General features: G+C 62.4%; 15 protein-coding genes and 1 tRNA gene. 4 read left to right on the top strand and 12 right to left on the bottom strand.

The features are described 5' to 3' along the window. Window positions 1–880 precede the first annotated feature (880 nt). Window positions 881–1618: a glutathione S-transferase gene (locus tag EPN80_RS12095; RefSeq protein WP_293027283.1), complete on the top strand. Its 738-nt coding sequence runs from the start codon at window positions 881–883 to the stop codon at window positions 1616–1618. Here EPN80_RS12095 and EPN80_RS12090 read toward each other — a convergent pair. The 10 genes from EPN80_RS12090 to EPN80_RS12045 all read right to left on the bottom strand — a co-directional run bounded on the left by EPN80_RS12090 (window position 1588) and on the right by EPN80_RS12045 (window position 11295). After that, a complete protein-coding gene (locus EPN80_RS12090; RefSeq protein ID WP_293027280.1) occupies window positions 1588–2973 on the bottom strand; it encodes an ATP-binding protein in 1386 nt (461 codons plus the stop codon). The genes EPN80_RS12095 and EPN80_RS12090 overlap by 31 nt on opposite strands. Beyond that, entirely contained in the window at window positions 2949–3611 is a 663-nt protein-coding gene (locus EPN80_RS12085) for a response regulator transcription factor (RefSeq protein ID WP_293027277.1), read from the bottom strand. Before EPN80_RS12085 ends, EPN80_RS12090 begins: the two co-directional genes overlap by 25 nt. A gap of 220 nt (window positions 3612–3831) precedes the next feature. Beyond that, entirely contained in the window at window positions 3832–4131 is a 300-nt protein-coding gene (locus EPN80_RS12080; protein WP_293027274.1) for a hypothetical protein, read from the bottom strand. 396 nt (window positions 4132–4527) lie between these two features. Continuing rightward, window positions 4528–4692, bottom strand: a complete 165-nt coding sequence (locus EPN80_RS12075; protein WP_293027272.1) for a hypothetical protein — start codon at window positions 4690–4692, stop codon at window positions 4528–4530. Between the two features lie 190 nt (window positions 4693–4882). Beyond that, window positions 4883–5095 (bottom strand): 30S ribosomal protein S21, encoded by a 213-nt coding sequence (gene rpsU, locus EPN80_RS12070; RefSeq protein WP_047212738.1) that lies wholly within the window; start codon window positions 5093–5095, stop codon window positions 4883–4885. A 140-nt stretch (window positions 5096–5235) separates the two neighbouring features. After that, window positions 5236–5326: transfer RNA gene (locus EPN80_RS12065), tRNA-Ser, on the bottom strand. 104 nt (window positions 5327–5430) lie between these two features. Continuing rightward, window positions 5431–6738, bottom strand: coding sequence for a serine--tRNA ligase (serS, locus tag EPN80_RS12060; RefSeq protein ID WP_293027269.1), 1308 nt, complete (start codon window positions 6736–6738; stop codon window positions 5431–5433). Between the two features lie 85 nt (window positions 6739–6823). Beyond that, complete coding sequence (locus EPN80_RS12055; protein WP_293027266.1) at window positions 6824–8203, bottom strand: replication-associated recombination protein A; 1380 nt, start codon at window positions 8201–8203, stop codon at window positions 6824–6826. Between the two features lie 124 nt (window positions 8204–8327). Continuing rightward, the gene (lolA, locus tag EPN80_RS12050) at window positions 8328–8969 is read right to left on the bottom strand and encodes an outer membrane lipoprotein chaperone LolA (RefSeq protein ID WP_293027263.1); all 642 of its coding nucleotides are present in this window, start codon (window positions 8967–8969) and stop codon (window positions 8328–8330) included. Between the two features lie 4 nt (window positions 8970–8973). Continuing rightward, a complete protein-coding gene (locus EPN80_RS12045) occupies window positions 8974–11295 on the bottom strand; it encodes a DNA translocase FtsK (RefSeq protein ID WP_293027260.1) in 2322 nt (773 codons plus the stop codon). Between the two features lie 274 nt (window positions 11296–11569). On the opposite strand from EPN80_RS12045, the gene trxB reads away from it, so the two are divergent. Together trxB and EPN80_RS12035 are read left to right on the top strand one after the other, a co-directional pair. Further along, a complete protein-coding gene (trxB, locus tag EPN80_RS12040; RefSeq protein WP_293027257.1) occupies window positions 11570–12523 on the top strand; it encodes a thioredoxin-disulfide reductase in 954 nt (317 codons plus the stop codon). A 51-nt stretch (window positions 12524–12574) separates the two neighbouring features. After that, window positions 12575–13240 carry a Smr/MutS family protein gene (locus EPN80_RS12035; protein ID WP_293027254.1) on the top strand — a complete coding sequence of 222 codons (666 nt, stop codon included), beginning with the start codon at window positions 12575–12577 and terminating at the stop codon, window positions 13238–13240. 62 nt (window positions 13241–13302) lie between these two features. Here EPN80_RS12035 and EPN80_RS12030 read toward each other — a convergent pair whose 3' ends face one another. Both EPN80_RS12030 and EPN80_RS12025 read right to left on the bottom strand, forming a co-directional pair. Then, window positions 13303–13641: a P-II family nitrogen regulator gene (locus EPN80_RS12030; RefSeq protein WP_047212733.1), complete on the bottom strand. Its 339-nt coding sequence runs from the start codon at window positions 13639–13641 to the stop codon at window positions 13303–13305. 89 nt (window positions 13642–13730) lie between these two features. Next, a complete protein-coding gene (locus EPN80_RS12025) occupies window positions 13731–15410 on the bottom strand; it encodes an NAD+ synthase (protein ID WP_293027249.1) in 1680 nt (559 codons plus the stop codon). 121 nt (window positions 15411–15531) lie between these two features. On the opposite strand from EPN80_RS12025, the gene EPN80_RS12020 reads away from it, so the two are divergent. After that, entirely contained in the window at window positions 15532–16707 is a 1176-nt protein-coding gene (locus EPN80_RS12020) for a GNAT family N-acetyltransferase (protein ID WP_293027246.1), read from the top strand. Window positions 16708–16709 lie beyond the last annotated feature (2 nt).

The raw sequence follows: 16709 nt of genomic DNA, 5'->3' as shown, positions 1-16709 counted from the left end.
CCACCGCCACCGCCGCCACCGCCACCACCGCCACCGCCGCCGCCGCCACCGCAACCGCAGGCGTAACTGGTGTTAATCGTGACACCGACCACGGCACACGCAATGAACAGTGATAACAAGAGTGTCAGAAACCGTTTCATATGCGCCCCCTTCCTTGATGCCAAAAGCGCGCGTCCGCCAGCAACCAGACGGAACGCAACGAGGGCCCGCAACATGAGTCTTTTTTTTGGCAAAAAGGCGCCCCGGCAACGCGTGGCTGCCATCGAGAAAAACCTTGCCGAGTGATAGATCTCTTTGTTACATCAGGACTCAAGCGATATTTATGCCAGAACGCTTAACCCTCTAATTTGATTGATCTATTTAGCAAGATTATCGAGCGACCAGGGCATACGGCCCGCAAAACGTTTCTGTCGTGAAACGACGGCGTGAAATACCCTGAACGGCCATAATATCGGCGCTCGCGCGTCGCTTCGACTCGCACGGATAACCTGAATCGTCAGGGATACGAATCAAGGCGGGTGCGACGAAAAGCGTCGGCAATTTCTGCCATGACCGGCTCGCGGTTCGAGCGAAGCAAATCTGCCGGCCACGTCGAGTGATCGTGGTCGATGCGACGGACATGCGCGAATCCCAGCCAGGCCCAAGCCCGCAGAAGTTATTCACACGATCTGTGAAAAACCCTGTGAATAAGTTTTGATCCAACCGACCGAACGCCCGGCCAGCGAGGCTGTCAAGAGATCTGCCCAATATCGGGGCAGCTTCGTAAAAATAAATTTTCGAGCGGAAATGAGCCTGTCGGAACACTTGACAAAGACCGTGGCCCGGTGACAGCGTTGATGCCTGGCGGAGCATTGGCATGCTTTATTACGAGGAGAGCCCCATGCGTTACGAACTGCATTATTGGCCGTCTATCCAGGGTCGTGGCGAGTTCGTTCGGCTCGCGCTGGAGGAGGCTGCCGCCGACTATGTCGATGTGGCGCGCGCGCCGCCGGACGCGCTCGGTGGCGTGTCTGCCATGACTGCGATTCTGCAGGACGCCGGTCACAGCCATCCGCCCTTTGCGCCGCCGTTCCTGCGTGCCGGCAAGCAGGTGATCGCCCAAACCGCCAATATTCTGCTGTTTCTGGGACCTCGCCACGGTCTGGTCGGCCAGAGCGAGACCAAGCGCTTGTGGACGAACAGCCTGCAACTGACCATTGCCGACATGCTCACCGAGGTGCATGACACGCACCACCCGATCGGCAGCGGTTTGTATTATGAAGACCAGCAGCCCGAGGCATCGCGGCGCGCCGAGGATTTTCTGCGGCACAGGCTACCGAAATTCCTGGGTTATTTCGAGCGCGTGCTGGCGAACAATCCGGCAGGTGATCGCTATCTGGTCGGCAATGCGCTGTCTTATGTCGATTTATCGATGTTTCAAATGATCGAAGGACTGCTGTATGCGTTCCCACGCGCCATGAGCGGCGCGGCGCACAGTTACCCGCGCCTGAGCGCGCTGCACGATCGGGTTGCCGCACGCCCGCGCATTGCCGCCTATCTGGCGTCGGCGCGCCGCATCGCCTTCAACGACACAGGCATTTTCCGGCATTATCCCGAGCTCGACCTGCCGGCCCGATAAGCCACCACCGCCGGCGGCTGCACGAACCGTACGATCAGCCCGCCCTGCCCGTCGACAGCATTGGCCGCGCTCACCTGGCCATGCAGGCGAGTTGCCGCGCTTCTTACGATCGCCAGCCCCAGACCGCTGCCCGCTTCCCCGGTACCCAACACGCGGTAGAACGGATCGAAAACGCGCGTCAGCATGTCGGCGGGGATCCCCGGCCCGGTGTCGCGTACTTCCAGCATCGCAGCCCCCGCAGTGTCGCGCCGAAGACTCACGTCGATGCGCCCGCCCCGTGGCGTATAGCGAATTGCATTGTCGAGCGCGTTGCGCAAAATCGAACCGAGGTCGTCGGCACGGCCCCGCATGGTGAGCGCGTCCATGTGGATCATGCCCAGATCGACGCCCTTGGCCTCGGCAAGCGGCAACAGGTCGCCGATGACTTGCTTGGTGAGCGCAGTGGCATCGAAGCGCTCGTCGACCATCTCCGGTTTGGCCTGGAAGCGAGCCAGTTCGAGCAACTGCTCGAGCAGAGCGCGCATGCGCTTGAGCCCTCCCGCGACCGACTTGAGACGTTCGCGCGCCGGCGCGGGCAAATCGACCTGGCCAAGATTCTCGACCTGAATCGTCAGGGCGGCCACGGGTGTGCGCAACTCGTGTGCCGCGTCGGCCACGAAGCGCCGCTGTTGCTCCAGAGAAAGCGCCAGGCGTTCGAGCAGGCGATTGATCGAGCGAACGAATGGCAGGATTTCACTGGGCACCCCCTGCCTGGCAAGCGGTGTCAGGTTGGTGTCGCCCATTTCGTCGACTTGCCGCGACAGGCGGGTGATGGATTTGAGGAAAAACCGCACCAGCAGCGCGGCAATCAAAATCAGCACCGGGATCAACCCCAGCAACGGAAACAGAGTCAGCCAGCCACTGCGGCGGGCTATGTCGTCGCGGGCTTCGGTGCGCTGCGCCACCGCAATGCGCTCGGCCCCCTTTAGCGTGCGCAGGTAGACCCGCCACGTATCGTGATGCGCGGTGACGGTATGCCATCCGTCGGGCAGCGTGCCCGCCACGCGCAACGGCAGCTTGTCTTCCTTGTCGGTGGATGGCTGGGCCTGCTGCACACGGAAAATCAGGATGCGCGCGGCCTCGTCGGCATCGCCACGCAGCACGCCGTCGGTCAGTTGCTCGGCCATCTCGCCGGCCGGGAAAAGCCAGGCGATCTGCTTGAGTTGGTCGTCCTGCAAATCGCGGGCCTGCTCGAAAGCAGAGAAAAATGACAAGCCGGCACCCAATAAGCCGACCCCGAGGATCGTCGCCGACAGATATACGGCCATGCGGCGAAACAGCGAGCGATTCGTCAGTCGCTCTTCGGCACCATCCATCCCACCCCCCTGACATTTTTGATCACGTCGGTGCCGAGTTTTTTCCTCACCCCGTGGATGAGAAATTCGACCGCGTTGCTTTCGACTTCTTCGTTCCAGCCGTAGATGCGCTCTTCCAGCTCAGTGCGCGACAGTATCGCGCCAGGGCGCACCAGCAGCGCGTGCAACAGCGCATATTCGCGCGCCGACAGGCGGCAAACGCTGTCGCCATGGCGCGCCTCGTGGGTCGCCGGGTCCAGGCTCAGCGGGCCGTTGCTGAGCAAGGGGCTGGCCTGGCCGCCATGACGCCGAATCACTGCCCGCATGCGAGCGAGCATCTCACCGAGATCAAACGGCTTGACCAGATAGTCGTCCGCGCCCAGGTCAAGCCCCAGAATGCGGTCTTCCACGGCGTCGCGCGCGGTCATGACCAGCACCGGCGTTGCGCACCCCTGCAAACGCATTTGCCGCAATACGTCGACGCCGTCGCGGCGCGGCAAGCCGAGGTCGAGCAGCACCAATGCGTATTCCTGGGCGCTCAACGCCGCCAGCGCGCTGTCGCCATCCTGCGTCCAGTCGACGGCGTAGGCCGCGTCGCGTAGCGCGAGCATGACCGCCTCGCCGATCATGCGGTCGTCTTCCACCAGCAGTATCCGCATGCGCCCCCCTTTGCTGAAAATTGTGTCCGCTCCGGAATTCAGCCTTGCAAGCTACGGTATCAGACTTAGGCCTTACTTAGGGTTGGCGAATTCGTTACGATGAGCCTGCACCATGTTCTGTGCCGCTTGCCGTGACGCACGACGTCTGTTTGGACGGCAGGGCATCCTACCACCGCCCGGCGCGCGGGACTCAAGCGAGCGAGGCGGAGCAACGCCCATCCTAAGGCGCGGCGCCCGACCAGCCGACTCGCCGCACGTTGCGGTCTTCGCCCAGACGCATGACAAGGCTCGTCAGCGCGGCTCGCGAGTCGGGCGGGCACGCCAAGGTGACCGTCGCCGATGCGACATCGTCGTCGGTCGCACGTGTGACGACGACTTGCGTGACACGCAAGCCAATTACATTCAGGTCATTGAAAAGTTGCTTGCGCAATGCGTTTAGCGCCGAGCTCAAGCAGACGATGGTGAGGTGATAGGTCGTCCCGCCGTGCCGGCCGAACGGAGCAGAATTGAAAATGCGCATGGCTTTCCTCGCATGGCTGCGACGGCACGGCCACAGGCGTTGCGGCGCGCCATCCCGGACCGCCGCAACGACAAGCCCACCGTGCCTTGGCACGAGCGGCTCGTCCGGTTGTCCGAACTTCGAAACTTGCGATGACGGCAGGCCGACGAGTTCGGCCTTCAGACACCGCACCCTGCCCGGCAGGATGCGGCAGACGACGGAGTTCTGCGGATCCTCAGGCAGTCAGGTCGATCGGAGATCGACTACAACTTGCGTCGGTATTCACAGATACCTCCAAGAATTGAGTTGGCGAGATGATAGATTCGCGCGCCGCTGGCGTCAAGGAATTGGTCCCCGTCGTGCATGGTCACACGACACCGCATACACCGTCCGGCACCCAGCGTGCCGAAGAAAGTTTCAGCAGTTTCCCTTTTTCGCCTGTCCTGGCGGGCAAAAGCCATTGCCAGGGCCGCCGCGCGGACCATCCGGCACCACGACCACACCAGGTGCCGGAACGTAGAGCGCACATCCTTGAATCAGGGCCGCGAGGGCAAAGATCAGCATTAGTGTGATTTTTTTCATGCAAAATCGCCTGCTTGACGTTGAGATTGCATCAAAGTATCACAGCTCCGCGACGGCTGTCCTGTCCGAGGCTAGCGCGAGCGTAGCGGCTGTGCTGCCTGTCGGCAACCATGACGGCAGTAACGAAAAAACCCGCCAGAAAAAATCAGGCGGGTCTTTTTTCGCAACGGAACAAATCCGTTACGAATTTTCAGTACATCTTTTTCTTGAGCGTTTGGCTGCGCAGGCGCTTACGCAAACGGCTCACCGCGGCAGCTTTTTTGCGCTTGCGCTCGGTGGTCGGTTTTTCGTAGGACATCCGTGCCTTCACTTCCTTGATCAGGCCGGTGTTGTCAATCGCGCGGCGGAAGCGGCGCAGGGCCACCTCAAGCGGCTCACCATCTCTAATAGCGATCTTTGTCATGCATTCCTTGTGCGTGGCGTTAGTTCAGCGGCCCAGTAATTACACACAGAGACCGTTGCAAAATTAGGCGATGCGATTCAACCACCGATCGACATCGCAAGAAAAAGCCGTATGGTTCCGGCTTCGACTTCGATACTTCTTGGCGGAAAGGGTGGGATTCGAACCCACGGTACGGTATAACCGTACACCGGATTTCGAGTCCGGCGCATTCGACCTCTCTGCCACCTTTCCTTACAACATCGTCCAGCCTATGGTTTAACAAGGCGGCGAAACAGCGATTCTAGCAGAAAATCGCGCCAAAAACCAAGCCCCAGGACGCGACTATTCGATGGACCTTACCCGTTGGCCGGGGTCAATTGAGTCAGTCCGCCCATATAGGGCCGCAGCACATCGGGAATGGTGACCGAGCCGTCGACATTCTGGTAGTTCTCCAGCACCGCCACCAACGCGCGGCCGACCGCGAGGCCGGAACCGTTGAGCGTATGCACCAGTTCCGGCTTGCCCTGAGCGTTGCGAAAACGCGCCTGCATGCGCCGCGCCTGGAACGCTTCCATATTCGAGCAGGACGAGATTTCCCGGTAAGTATTCTGTGCCGGGATCCAAACTTCGAGATCGTAGGTCTTGGCACTGCCGAAGCCCATGTCGCCGGTGCATAGCACGATCGTGCGAAATGGCAGCTCGAGTTTCTTCAGAATTGCCTCGGCATGCGACACGAGGGCCTCGAGGGCTTCATACGATTGCTCAGGGTTGACGATGTGGACCAACTCGACCTTGTCGAACTGGTGCTGGCGAATCATGCCGCGCGTATCTTTGCCGTAGCTGCCGGCTTCCGAGCGGAAGCACGGCGTATGCGCGACGAATTTGAGCGGCAGCGCGCCGCCATCGAGGATTTCGTCGCGCACCAGATTGGTCAGCGACACCTCGGCGGTGGGAATCAAGTAGAAATTTTCGACTCGCTCGCCCTCGTCAGTGCCGAACTTGCGCGGCACCTTGAACAGGTCCTCCTCGAATTTCGGCAACTGGCCGGTGCCGCGCATCGACGCGCCATTGACGATATACGGCACGTAGGCCTCGGTATAGCCGTGCTCACCGGTGTGGACATCGAGCATGAATTGCGCCAGAGCCCGGTGCAGGCGCGCGATACCACCTTTCATCACGGCAAAACGCGCACCGCTGAGTTTGGCGGCGGCATCGAAGTCCAAGCCCAGGCCGGCGCCCAGATCAACGTGGTCGCGCGGCGTAAAGCTCATCTCGCGCGGCGTGCCCCAGCGGCGCACTTCGACGTTCTGGGTTTCGTCGCGCCCGATCGGCACGCTCGCATCGGGCAGGTTCGGCACCCCCAGCAGCAGTTCCGACAGTTGCGCCTGAATGACTTCCAGACGCATGGCGGAGGCCTTCAGTTCGCCGCCAATGCCACCGACCTCGGCCATCACCTCGCTAGCGTCGCCCCCCTTGCTCTTGAGCACGCCGATTTGCTTGGACAACGTATTGCGGCGCGCCTGCAGTTCTTCGGTACGGGTCTGGATCTCTTTGCGCTCGGTCTCGAGCGACTGCAGAGCGCTCACGTCGAGCGAGAAACCGCGCGTGGCGAGCCGTTGCGCGACGGCGTCGATGTCTTTGCGAAGGAGTTGAATATCGAGCATGGGGTAGGCCGGGCTAAGTTGAAGAACGTCAGGTACGCGATTTTACCCGACCCGACCGAAGATTCGGCGCTCGGCGCTTCGCGCGTCAATCGCCGTCGTCAGCGGATTCGGGCGGCGGCTTGCCATCGTTCGAGGTCGGCTCGGCTTGGCGCTGGCCAGCCGCCTGCTGCTTGCGCCATTGGGCATCCAGCGTTCTGAGCCACTGCAGTTTCTCGGCGATCTTGCCCTCCAGCCCGCGTGGCACAGGTTTGTACCACTGTTGCGGGCGCAAATCGTCCGGAAAGTAATTTTCGCCTGCCGCGTAGGCCTCGGGTTCGTCGTGCGCGTAGCGGTATTCGTGGCCATACCCCAGCTCTTTCATCAGCTTGGTCGGCGCATTGCGCAGATGCACCGGTACGGCGCGCGATTTGTCCTTGCCGATGAAGGCTCGGGCCTGGTTGTATGCCATGTAGCCGGCATTGGATTTGGGTGCCGCGGCCAAATACAGCACAGCCTGCCCCAGCGCCAGCTCACCCTCGGGCGTTCCCAGGCGCTCGTAGGTCTCGGCCGCGTCCAGCGCAATGCGTGCTGCGCGCGGATCGGCCAGGCCAATGTCCTCCCACGCCATGCGCACGATGCGGCGCGCCAGGTAGCGCGGATCGGCGCCGCCGTCGAGCATGCGGCAGAACCAATACAGCGCGGCATCGGGCGCGCTGCCGCGCACCGATTTGTGCAACGCACTGATCTGATCGTAGAACGCGTCGCCGCCCTTGTCGAAACGGCGCAGGCTTTCGGTCAGCGCACTGGCCAGTAGTGCGTCGTCAATCACGGTGAGTTGCTGCATCAGGGCGGCTTGCGCCACGATTTCGACATTGTTGAGCAGCTTGCGACCATCGCCATCGGCCGATCCGGTCAACGCGGCCCGGGCGCTGTCGGTCAACGTGAGGCCGCCGTCCAGTTCAGTGAGCGCACGCGCCAGGAGTTCGCCCAGTTCATCGTCCGACAGGCTTTTCAGCACGTAGACCGCGGCGCGCGAGAGTAACGCGCCATTGACTTCGAACGACGGGTTTTCAGTGGTCGCGCCGACGAAAATGAACAGCCCGGATTCGACGTGGGGCAGGAAGGCGTCTTGCTGGCTTTTGTTGAACCGATGCACTTCATCGACGAAAACCAGCGTCTGCTTGCCCTGGGCGCGCTGGATCTGCGCCGCCTCGACCGCATCGCGAATGTCCTTGACGCCGGAGAGTACCGCCGAGAGCGCAATGAAGTAGGCGTGGAATGCATCGGCCATCAGGCGAGCCAGCGTGGTCTTGCCCACTCCCGGTGGGCCCCAGAGGATCATCGAGTGCGGCCGGCCCGATTCGAAGGCGACGCGCAGCGGCTTGCCCGGGCCCAACAGGTGGCGCTGGCCAATGACATCGTCGATGGTGCGCGGCCGCAGGCGTTCTGCCAGCGGCACGGAAGCTTGGAGTGGCGAGTCGAGCATAACCTTGGCCTCGCCGGCGGCGGGGCATGAAGCGAGAAGCGAAAAACGCGAACGGCGCACAAGTGCGCCGTTCGAGAGGGCGGCGCACTCGCTCATTATGCCAGTGACGCCGGGCGAACGCCGCTTATCCCTTGATCACGTCGACCCCTTTGGGCATGACGAATTTGAAATGGCTCAAACTGATGTGGGGATTTTTCTGGATGTTCTTGAAGGTCAGCATCGTCGTGTTGCCGAACGCGTCGTGCAACTCCATCGCCGCGAGATTGCCATCCTTGAACCCGATCGCGACTCGCTGGAACTGCGTATCCTTCGACCTGGGCGTGAGCGCTACCCAATCGATGCCGTCGCGGGCGCCGAGATCCTTCAGAACGAAATTCTTCTCGAGATCGTCGCTGCCGAACAGGATCGCCGCGGGGCTCGCGCCAAGCGACGCGTCGAGCTTGCGCTCGGTGACCTGCTTGAGGTCTTTGTCGTACACGTAGAGCTTTTCGCCGTCAGCCTGCAGCAGTTGTTCGTACGGCTTCTGGTAGATCCAGATGAAACGGCCCGGGCGGGCGAATTCGAAGGTGCCCGATGCCTCCTGCCGCGACTTGGGTTCACCATTCGAGTCATGGTTGATCTGATGCTGCTCGAACTCGCCCCGGGCGGTTTTCACCTGCGCCACGAACGCCTTGATTTGCGACACGCCATCGGCCATCGCGCTGGCCGACATCGCCATCAAGGTCGCGCCGGCAAACAACGCGGCCCAATATTTGGTAAAACGCATTCCTTTATTCTCCCTCGCGGTTGGGCACGAGTATCTCGCGGTTGCCGTTGCTGGCCATCGCGGACACCAAGCCCGATTGTTCCATTTGTTCCAGTAGCCGGGCAGCCCGGTTGTAGCCGATGCGCAAGTGGCGCTGCACCAGCGATATCGAAGCGCGGCGATGCTTGAGCACCACCGCGACGGCCTGATCGTACATCGGGTCGGACTCGCCGCCGCCCGCACCGGTTCCGCCCTCGCCCACCGCGCCGCCCTCTTCGCCCTCGAGGGTGCCACCCTCGAGGATGCCTTCGATGTAATTCGGCTCGCCCTGCTCCTTGAGCCGCTCGACAACGCGATGCACCTCGTCATCGGCGACGAAGGCGCCGTGCACGCGCAGCGGCAAGCCGCTGCCCGGCGGCAGGAACAGCATGTCACCCATGCCGAGCAGCGTCTCGGCACCTTGCTGGTCCAGAATGGTGCGCGAATCGATTTTCGACGACACCTGAAAGGCCACCCGCGTCGGCACGTTGGCCTTGATCAGGCCGGTGATCACGTCGACCGACGGCCGCTGCGTGGCGAGAATCAGGTGGATGCCTGCCGCGCGGGCCTTTTGGGCGATGCGCGCGATCAACTCTTCGACCTTCTTGCCGACCACCATCATCAAATCGGCCAGTTCGTCGATCACCACGACGATGTACGGCAATTTTTCGAGCGGCTCCGGCGCGTCCGGCGTCAGCGAAAAGGGATTGGGAATCTTTTCTTCGCGCTTGTCCGCCTCTTCGATCTTGTTGTTGTAACCGGCCAGGTTACGCACGCCCAGCTTGCTCATCAACTTGTAGCGGCGCTCCATTTCGGCCACCGTCCAGTTCAGCGCGTGGCCCGCCTGGCGCATGTCGGTGACAACCGGGCACAACAGATGCTGGATCCCTTCGTACATGCTCATTTCGAGCATCTTCGGGTCGATCAGAATCAGCCGCACCTGATCGGCGGTCGCCTTGTAGAGCAGCGACAGGATCATTGCATTGATACCCACCGACTTGCCCGAACCGGTCGTGCCGGCCACCAGCAGGTGAGGCATCTTGGCCAGGTCGGCCACCACCGGCTTGCCACTGATGTCCTTGCCGAATGCCAGCGTGAGCAGAGACGCCGAATCGTTATAGACCTCCGAGCCGAGGATTTCAGTCAGCCGCACAGTCTGGCGGCGCGGGTTGGGCAGCTCCAGCCCCATGAAATTCTTGCCCGGAATGGTCTCCACCACGCGGATCGACACCAGCGACAGCGAGCGCGCCAAATCTTTGGCCAGATTGACGATCTGGCTGCCCTTGACGCCGGTAGCCGGCTCGATCTCGTAGCGGGTGATGACCGGCCCCGGGTAGGCGGCAACCACACTGACGTCGACACCGAAGTCCTTGAGCTTTTTCTCGATCAGTCGCGAGGTAAATTCCAGCGTTTCGGCCGAAACGGTCTCCTGCGCGACGGGCGCTGCATCGAGCAAGGCCAGCGGAGGCAGGGTCGAATCGGGCAAATCCTGGAACAGCGGCACCTGCTTCTCTTTCTCGACGCGCTCCGATTTCGCCACTGTGACGACTGCCGGCACGATCTGCACCGGCTCATGCACTTCCTTGCGCACGCGCCCCTGCTCGACCATGCCCTCGCGCGCCATCGCGGCCTCTTCGCCAAGCTTGCGGTCGCGCTTGGCTTCACGCCTGCGACGAATCAGCGATGCAGTGTCGAGCAGCAGCATACCGACCTTTTCGGCCACGCTCAGCCAGGAAAAATGGAAAAACAGGCTCAGTCCGCAGGCGAACAGGAACAGCAGGCACAAGGTACCGCCGGTGAAGCCGAGGGCATGCTGAACGCCGCTGCCCACGAGGTCGCCGACGATACCGCCCGGCGCGCGCGGCAACTGCATCTTGAGCGAATAGAGTCGAAGCGATTCGATACCGGTGCTCGAGAGCAACAGCAGGATGAACGACACCAGTTCGATCCACCCACCGTTGTAGAGGCGCTCGCGCAATGGCGGCGGCACCCGGTGCTGGGCGATGCGGCGATACCCGCGCACCACCCGGCGCGCCAGAAACACGACCAGCCAATAGGATGACAATCCGAACATCAGCAGCAGGACGTCGGCGATCCAGGCACCGACCCGGCCGCCCCAGTTGGCGATCTGCTCGACGTGGGCGGCGTGCGTCCAGCCCGGATCCTGACGGCTGTACGTCAGCAGGATCATCAGCAGGAAAGCCATGACTGCGACCTGCACCATCCAACGCATTTCGTTGAGCAGGCGGGACATGCGATTTGGCAGCGATGCCCCGTTGGCGGCGGAATAGGAAGATTTGGTCGTCATCAATCCGTGAGTAGAAACCGCGGTCGCAAGGCAGCGTCGAAGACGGCATGCCGGCGGCCGCGTGGGCCAGGGCTCCATTGTAAACAACAAATGCCGCTCGGCCGGACAAAAGCGTAAGCAGGTTTTACAAGCCGGTATCGGAACCGGCATCGGCATGGACCGCGCTATGGAGCCGATTGGCAGGTTCGATCAACGCGCGACGACGGCGCCCCTTATAATGAAGGCTTTCCGGCCGCCACACCGGTATCGCCGGGCTTTCTCTCCGATACACGCCATGTCCAACGTCAAGCACGCAAAAGTTCTGATTCTCGGCTCCGGCCCGGCCGGCTACACGGCCGCCGTCTATGCCGCCCGCGCCAACCTGAATCCGGTATTGATCACCGGCATCGCGCAAGGCGGGCAATTGATGACGACCACCGACGTCGAGAACTGGCCGGCCGACGCCAATGGCGTGCAGGGCCCCGAACTGATGCAGCGGTTTCTTGATCATGCCGAGCGCTTCAATACCGAAATCGTGTTCGATCACATTCACACGGTGAAATTCGACGAACGGCCGTTGCGCCTGATCGGCGATGCCAGTGAATACACCTGCGATGCGCTGATCATCGCCACCGGGGCCTCGGCGCAATACCTGGGCCTGCCGTCGGAGGAGCAGTTCAGTGGCCGCGGCGTATCGGCTTGCGCCACCTGCGATGGCTTCTTCTATAAGCAGCAGGACGTCTGCGTGGTCGGTGGCGGCAACACCGCGGTCGAAGAGGCGCTGTACCTGTCGAACATCGCCCGGAAGGTCACGGTGATCCATCGTCGCGACAAGTTCCGCGCCGAGCCGATCCTGGTCGACCGATTGCTCGAAAAGGAAAAAGAGGGCCGCGTGGCGATCAAGTGGGATACCGTGCTGGACGAAGTCAAGGGCGACGACTCGGGCGTCACCGGCGTGCGCATCAAGAATGTCAAGACCGGCGCGGCCGAGGAAATTGCGCTGCAAGGCGTTTTCATCGCTATCGGCCATAAGCCCAACACGGACATTTTCGAAGGCCAGCTGGAAATGAGAAACGGCTACATCGTCACGCGCGGCGGACTCGACGGCAACGCGACCGCGACCAGCGTGAGCGGCGTGTTTGCGGCCGGCGATGTGCAGGATCACGTCTATCGCCAGGCCGTCACCAGCGCGGGCACGGGCTGCATGGCCGCGCTCGACGCGCAGCGTTACCTGGAAAGTCAGGAGTAAAGCGTGCGGGCGCCGTGCCGTCACGGCGCCCGCACGACGCATGGAGGCATCATGGGCAAGAAACCGCCAAGGCTAGATCTGGCCGGACTGGCTCATTTGCGCGACCGCCTGCAGGATCAAGCCAGGGCACAAGCTGAAGAACGCCAGCTGGCCGAGCAACGCCGCCGGGAGCAGGCGGCCGAAGCACAGATTTTTCGCCGCAGCGTGGGCGATATCACACCACTGCCTGGCAAGCATGCCGGCGAGCGGGCCCCGCTCGAACGCCCTCGGCCCGAACCATTGCCACGCCACACGCGCCAGGACGAGGCTGCCGTGCTGCAGGAATCGCTGTCTGATGAATTCGACGCCGATACGCTGCTCGAAACGGACGAAACCCTGTCGTTCCGGCGCCCCGGCCTAAGCACCACGGTAGTGCAGCGGCTGCGCCGCGGGCATTGGGTGATACAGGCTCAGATCGATCTGCATGGGTTGCGCCGCGATGAGGCACGCGAGGCGCTGGCGCAGTTTCTGCACCAAGCCGTCAAGCGCGGCCTGCGCTGCGTGCGTGTCATCCACGGCAAAGGCCTGGGGTCCGTCAATCGCGAACCGGTGCTCAAGCACAAGGTCCGCATCTGGCTCGCTCAAAAGAACGAGGTCATGGCATTTTGTCAGGCACGCGCGCAAGACGGCGGCTCGGGCGCGCTGGTGGTTCTGCTGCAAGCGGGCTCGCCTCGCTGATCCGACGGCCCATCCAACGACAGGGCCGACAGCTGGCTGCACGCCGTTGTCCCGCCCCGAACTCAAACCGCCGCTTCGCCTTCTTCGCTGGTGCGGATGCGGATCACCCGCTCGACGTCCGTGACAAAAATCTTCCCGTCGCCGATCTTGCCGGTGCGGGCGGCGCCCAGAATTGCGTCGATGACTGCCTCGGCCTGGTCGGCGCCGACCACGACTTCAATCTTGATCTTCGGCAAAAAATCGACCACGTATTCGGCGCCGCGATACAGCTCGGTGTGCCCCTTCTGGCGACCAAAGCCCTTGACTTCGGTCACTGTCAGGCCGGCCACGCCGACCTCGGCCAGCGCCTCGCGCACCTCATCGAGCTTGAAGGGTTTGATGATGGCTGTGATTTGCTTCATTGTCGCCTCGTTATCCTGGTTGATGAAGTATGAGTCTGGGTCGAATCGTATGTTGGCATTGTACCGACCTGGCCGTGCCGCGACGCGGCTTATTCCTGAAATTTCGACGTGATCGGGTAGCGCCAGTCACGCCCGAAAGCGCGGTGCGTGACGCGAATGCCAACCGGCGCCTGACGCCGCTTGTACTCGTTGATCTTGATCAGCCGCGTGACACGGCGCACGTCTGCCTCGCTGTAGCCAGCCGCGATGATGTCGGCCAGCGAGCGATTGTCTTCCATATACATCCGCATGATTGCGTCGAGTACGTCATACGGCGGCAAACTGTCCTGATCCTTTTGATTCTCGCGCAGCTCGGCAGACGGTGCGCGGGTCAGGATGCGTTCGGGAATCACATCGCGTCGCGAGAAGTCCTCGCTCTGGTTGCGATACTCGCACAGGCGGTAGACCAACGTCTTGGCGATGTCCTTGATCACCGCGAAGCCGCCTGCCATGTCGCCATACAGCGTGCAGTAGCCGACCGCCATCTCGCTCTTGTTGCCGGTGGTCAGCACGATCGAGCCATATTTGTTCGATAACGCCATGAGCAGGGTGCCGCGGATGCGCGCCTGGATATTTTCCTCGGTGGCATCCTCCGGCAGCCCTTTGAACTCCTCGGCCAGCGCGCCGCCAAACGCGTCGACCATCGGCGCGATCGGAATCTCGTCGTAGCGCACGCCCAGTCGCCCCGCCATGTCGCGCGCATCGAGCCAGGAGATATCGGCCGTGTAGCGCGAGGGCATCATTACCGCGCGCACCCTGTCGGCACCCAGCGCATCGCAGGCCAGTGCCAGCACCAGCGCTGAGTCGACCCCGCCCGACAGGCCGACGATGACGCCTGGAAAACCGTTCTTGGTCACATAGTCGCGCACGCCGATGGTCAGCGCCGCATAGACCTTGGCCTCGAGCGAGCGTGTCGGCGCAATGTCGGCGGGCAGCGGACGCACGCCATCGAAATCGACAAACGCCACGCCCTCCTCGAATTGCGCCATGCGCGCGACGACTTGCCCCGCCGCATCAAGCACGAACGAACCGCCATCGAACACCAGTTCGTCCTGTCCGCCCACCAGATTGACATACACGAGCGGCAGACCGGTCTCGGCGACCCGCGCGCGAGTCACGTCGAGCCGGACGTTCTCCTTGTCCAGGTTATAGGGGGAGCCGTTAGGCACCAGCAACACCTGCGCCCCCGCCGCCTTGGCTCGCGCAGCAGGCCCCGGGTGCCAGACGTCCTCACAGATGGTCAACCCGATATGCAAGCCGTTGAGCTCGATCACGACCGGCTCGTGTCCCACCGCAAAGTAACGCTTCTCGTCGAACACCTCGGTGTTGGGCAATTCATGCTTGAGGTAAGTCGCCAGCACCGCGCCGTCAGCCACCACAGAGACCGCGTTATAGCCCGCGCCGTGTGCCATCCCGCCATTTGCGCTAAGATCGTTCGTGCGCGGCGCGGCCCCGGCCGGCAGCCAAGGATGGCCGACGACAACCCGCAGTCCCGGGAAGCGCCGCAAGTCCTGTGTAAGCTGCTCGAGTTGGGCGCGGCATGCGTCGTAAAACGCAGGGCGCAACAGCAAGTCTTCCGGCGGATATCCCGTCAGGGCCAGCTCCGGGGTCAGAAGCAGATGTGCGCCGCCGGCGAATGCCGTCTCGGCGGCAGCAAGAATCCTGGCGGCATTTCCGGCGAAATCACCGACGATACAATTGAGTTGTGCTAGTGCGATTCTGGTTTTCATTCCCGATACCTGATCTGGCGGGGCGCCCATCGCCCGGACAATTGGCTGCGGCCGGACGCGTCGTCGCCGCCCTGGCCGATAATGCCGGCCGGGTTCACCCCGTCGACCTCCTGGCCCGTCAATGACAAAGAATGGTTCGAATTATCGCATGCAAGTGATCGACGGCATGTCCGCCGTCGACGCTGCAGCGTGGGACACCCTGTTGGCTGCCCAGGCGCAGCCGACGCCGTTTCTGCGCCACGCCTTTCTCAGCGCGCTGGAGCAGTCCGGTTGCGTCGGCCCCGGCACCGGCTGGGCATCCAGCCACCTGCTGCTATGGCAAGGCGATGCGCTGGTCGGCGCGGTGCCGCTGTATGTCAAACAGCACTCCTACGGCGAGTATGTGTTCGACTGGGCCTGGGCCGATGCTTATGCGCGAAACGGTCTCGACTACTACCCCAAGCTGCTGTGCGCGGTGCCGTTCACGCCCGTCTCCGGCACGCGATTGCTGGCGCGGGATGCGTCCGCCAGGCAAGCGCTGGTGCGGGCGCTACTCGACACCGCGCAGCACAGCGAGGTGTCCTCGCTGCACATTCTGTTTCCCGACAGCGCCGACATGGCCGCGCTGGCCGGACAAGGCCTGGAAGTCAGACAGGGTGTGCAATTCCACTGGCGCAACGACGGCTACCGTGACTTCGACGCCTTTCTTTCCACGCTGGAGCAGAAAAAGCGCAAAAACATCCGTGCCGAGCGGCGCAAGGTACACGAAGCCGGCGTGAGATTCCGGCATCTCGACGGCCGTCGGGCCAGCGAGGCGGACTGGCGCTTTTTCACGCGCTGTTACCGCCATACCTATCGCGAACATCATTCGACGCCTTATTTGAATCTGGCGTTCTTTCTGGCACTGGCCGAGGCAATGCCGGACAACCTTCTACTGATCGTCGGCGAGCGCGGGGGGCAACCGATATGTGCGTCGCTGCTGGTTCATCAACCGGCCACCGAACGCGGCGAGGCAGTCGTTTATGGCCGCTATTGGGGCGCGCTCGAATCCATTCCATGCCTGCATTTCGAGACCGCCTATTACCAGCCGCAGACACTGTGCATCGAGCGCGGCATCGCGCTGTTCGAGGGCGGCGCCCAGGGCGAGCACAAGCTGTGGCGAGGCTTTTTGCCGATCGTGACACAGTCCGCACATTGGTTGGCGCACCCGGCGTTTGCCGATGCCGTGGCGCAATTCCTGCAGCGCGAACGCGGCGGTATCGAGCATTATGTGAACGAATTGCACGAACACAGTCCGTTCAAGACAGCGCGAATTTGAGC

It is taken from the genome of Pandoraea sp. (genome assembly GCF_004297875.1).
Classification (GTDB): domain Bacteria; phylum Pseudomonadota; class Gammaproteobacteria; order Burkholderiales; family Burkholderiaceae; genus Pandoraea.
This window is presented reverse-complemented; position numbering and strand designations above follow the sequence as displayed.

Bases quoted from the DNA above. Each gene is read 5' to 3' on its own strand.
- EPN80_RS12085 (WP_293027277.1), bottom strand. From the start codon at position 3,611: ATGCGGATACTGCTGGTGGAAGACGACCGCATGATCGGCGAGGCGGTC.
- lolA (WP_293027263.1), bottom strand. From the start codon at position 8,969: ATGCGTTTTACCAAATATTGGGCCGCGTTGTTTGCCGGCGCGACCTTG.
- EPN80_RS12030 (WP_047212733.1), bottom strand. From the start codon at position 13,641: ATGAAGCAAATCACAGCCATCATCAAACCCTTCAAGCTCGATGAGGTG.
- EPN80_RS12080 (WP_293027274.1), bottom strand. From the start codon at position 4,131: ATGCGCATTTTCAATTCTGCTCCGTTCGGCCGGCACGGCGGGACGACC.
- rpsU (WP_047212738.1), bottom strand. From the start codon at position 5,095: ATGACAAAGATCGCTATTAGAGATGGTGAGCCGCTTGAGGTGGCCCTG.
- EPN80_RS12095 (WP_293027283.1), top strand. From the start codon at position 881: ATGCGTTACGAACTGCATTATTGGCCGTCTATCCAGGGTCGTGGCGAG.
- EPN80_RS12035 (WP_293027254.1), top strand. From the start codon at position 12,575: ATGGGCAAGAAACCGCCAAGGCTAGATCTGGCCGGACTGGCTCATTTG.
- trxB (WP_293027257.1), top strand. From the start codon at position 11,570: ATGTCCAACGTCAAGCACGCAAAAGTTCTGATTCTCGGCTCCGGCCCG.
- EPN80_RS12075 (WP_293027272.1), bottom strand. From the start codon at position 4,692: ATGAAAAAAATCACACTAATGCTGATCTTTGCCCTCGCGGCCCTGATT.
- EPN80_RS12020 (WP_293027246.1), top strand. From the start codon at position 15,532: ATGACAAAGAATGGTTCGAATTATCGCATGCAAGTGATCGACGGCATG.
- EPN80_RS12045 (WP_293027260.1), bottom strand. From the start codon at position 11,295: ATGACGACCAAATCTTCCTATTCCGCCGCCAACGGGGCATCGCTGCCA.
- EPN80_RS12055 (WP_293027266.1), bottom strand. From the start codon at position 8,203: ATGCTCGACTCGCCACTCCAAGCTTCCGTGCCGCTGGCAGAACGCCTG.
- EPN80_RS12025 (WP_293027249.1), bottom strand. From the start codon at position 15,410: ATGAAAACCAGAATCGCACTAGCACAACTCAATTGTATCGTCGGTGAT.
- serS (WP_293027269.1), bottom strand. From the start codon at position 6,738: ATGCTCGATATTCAACTCCTTCGCAAAGACATCGACGCCGTCGCGCAA.
- EPN80_RS12090 (WP_293027280.1), bottom strand. From the start codon at position 2,973: ATGGATGGTGCCGAAGAGCGACTGACGAATCGCTCGCTGTTTCGCCGC.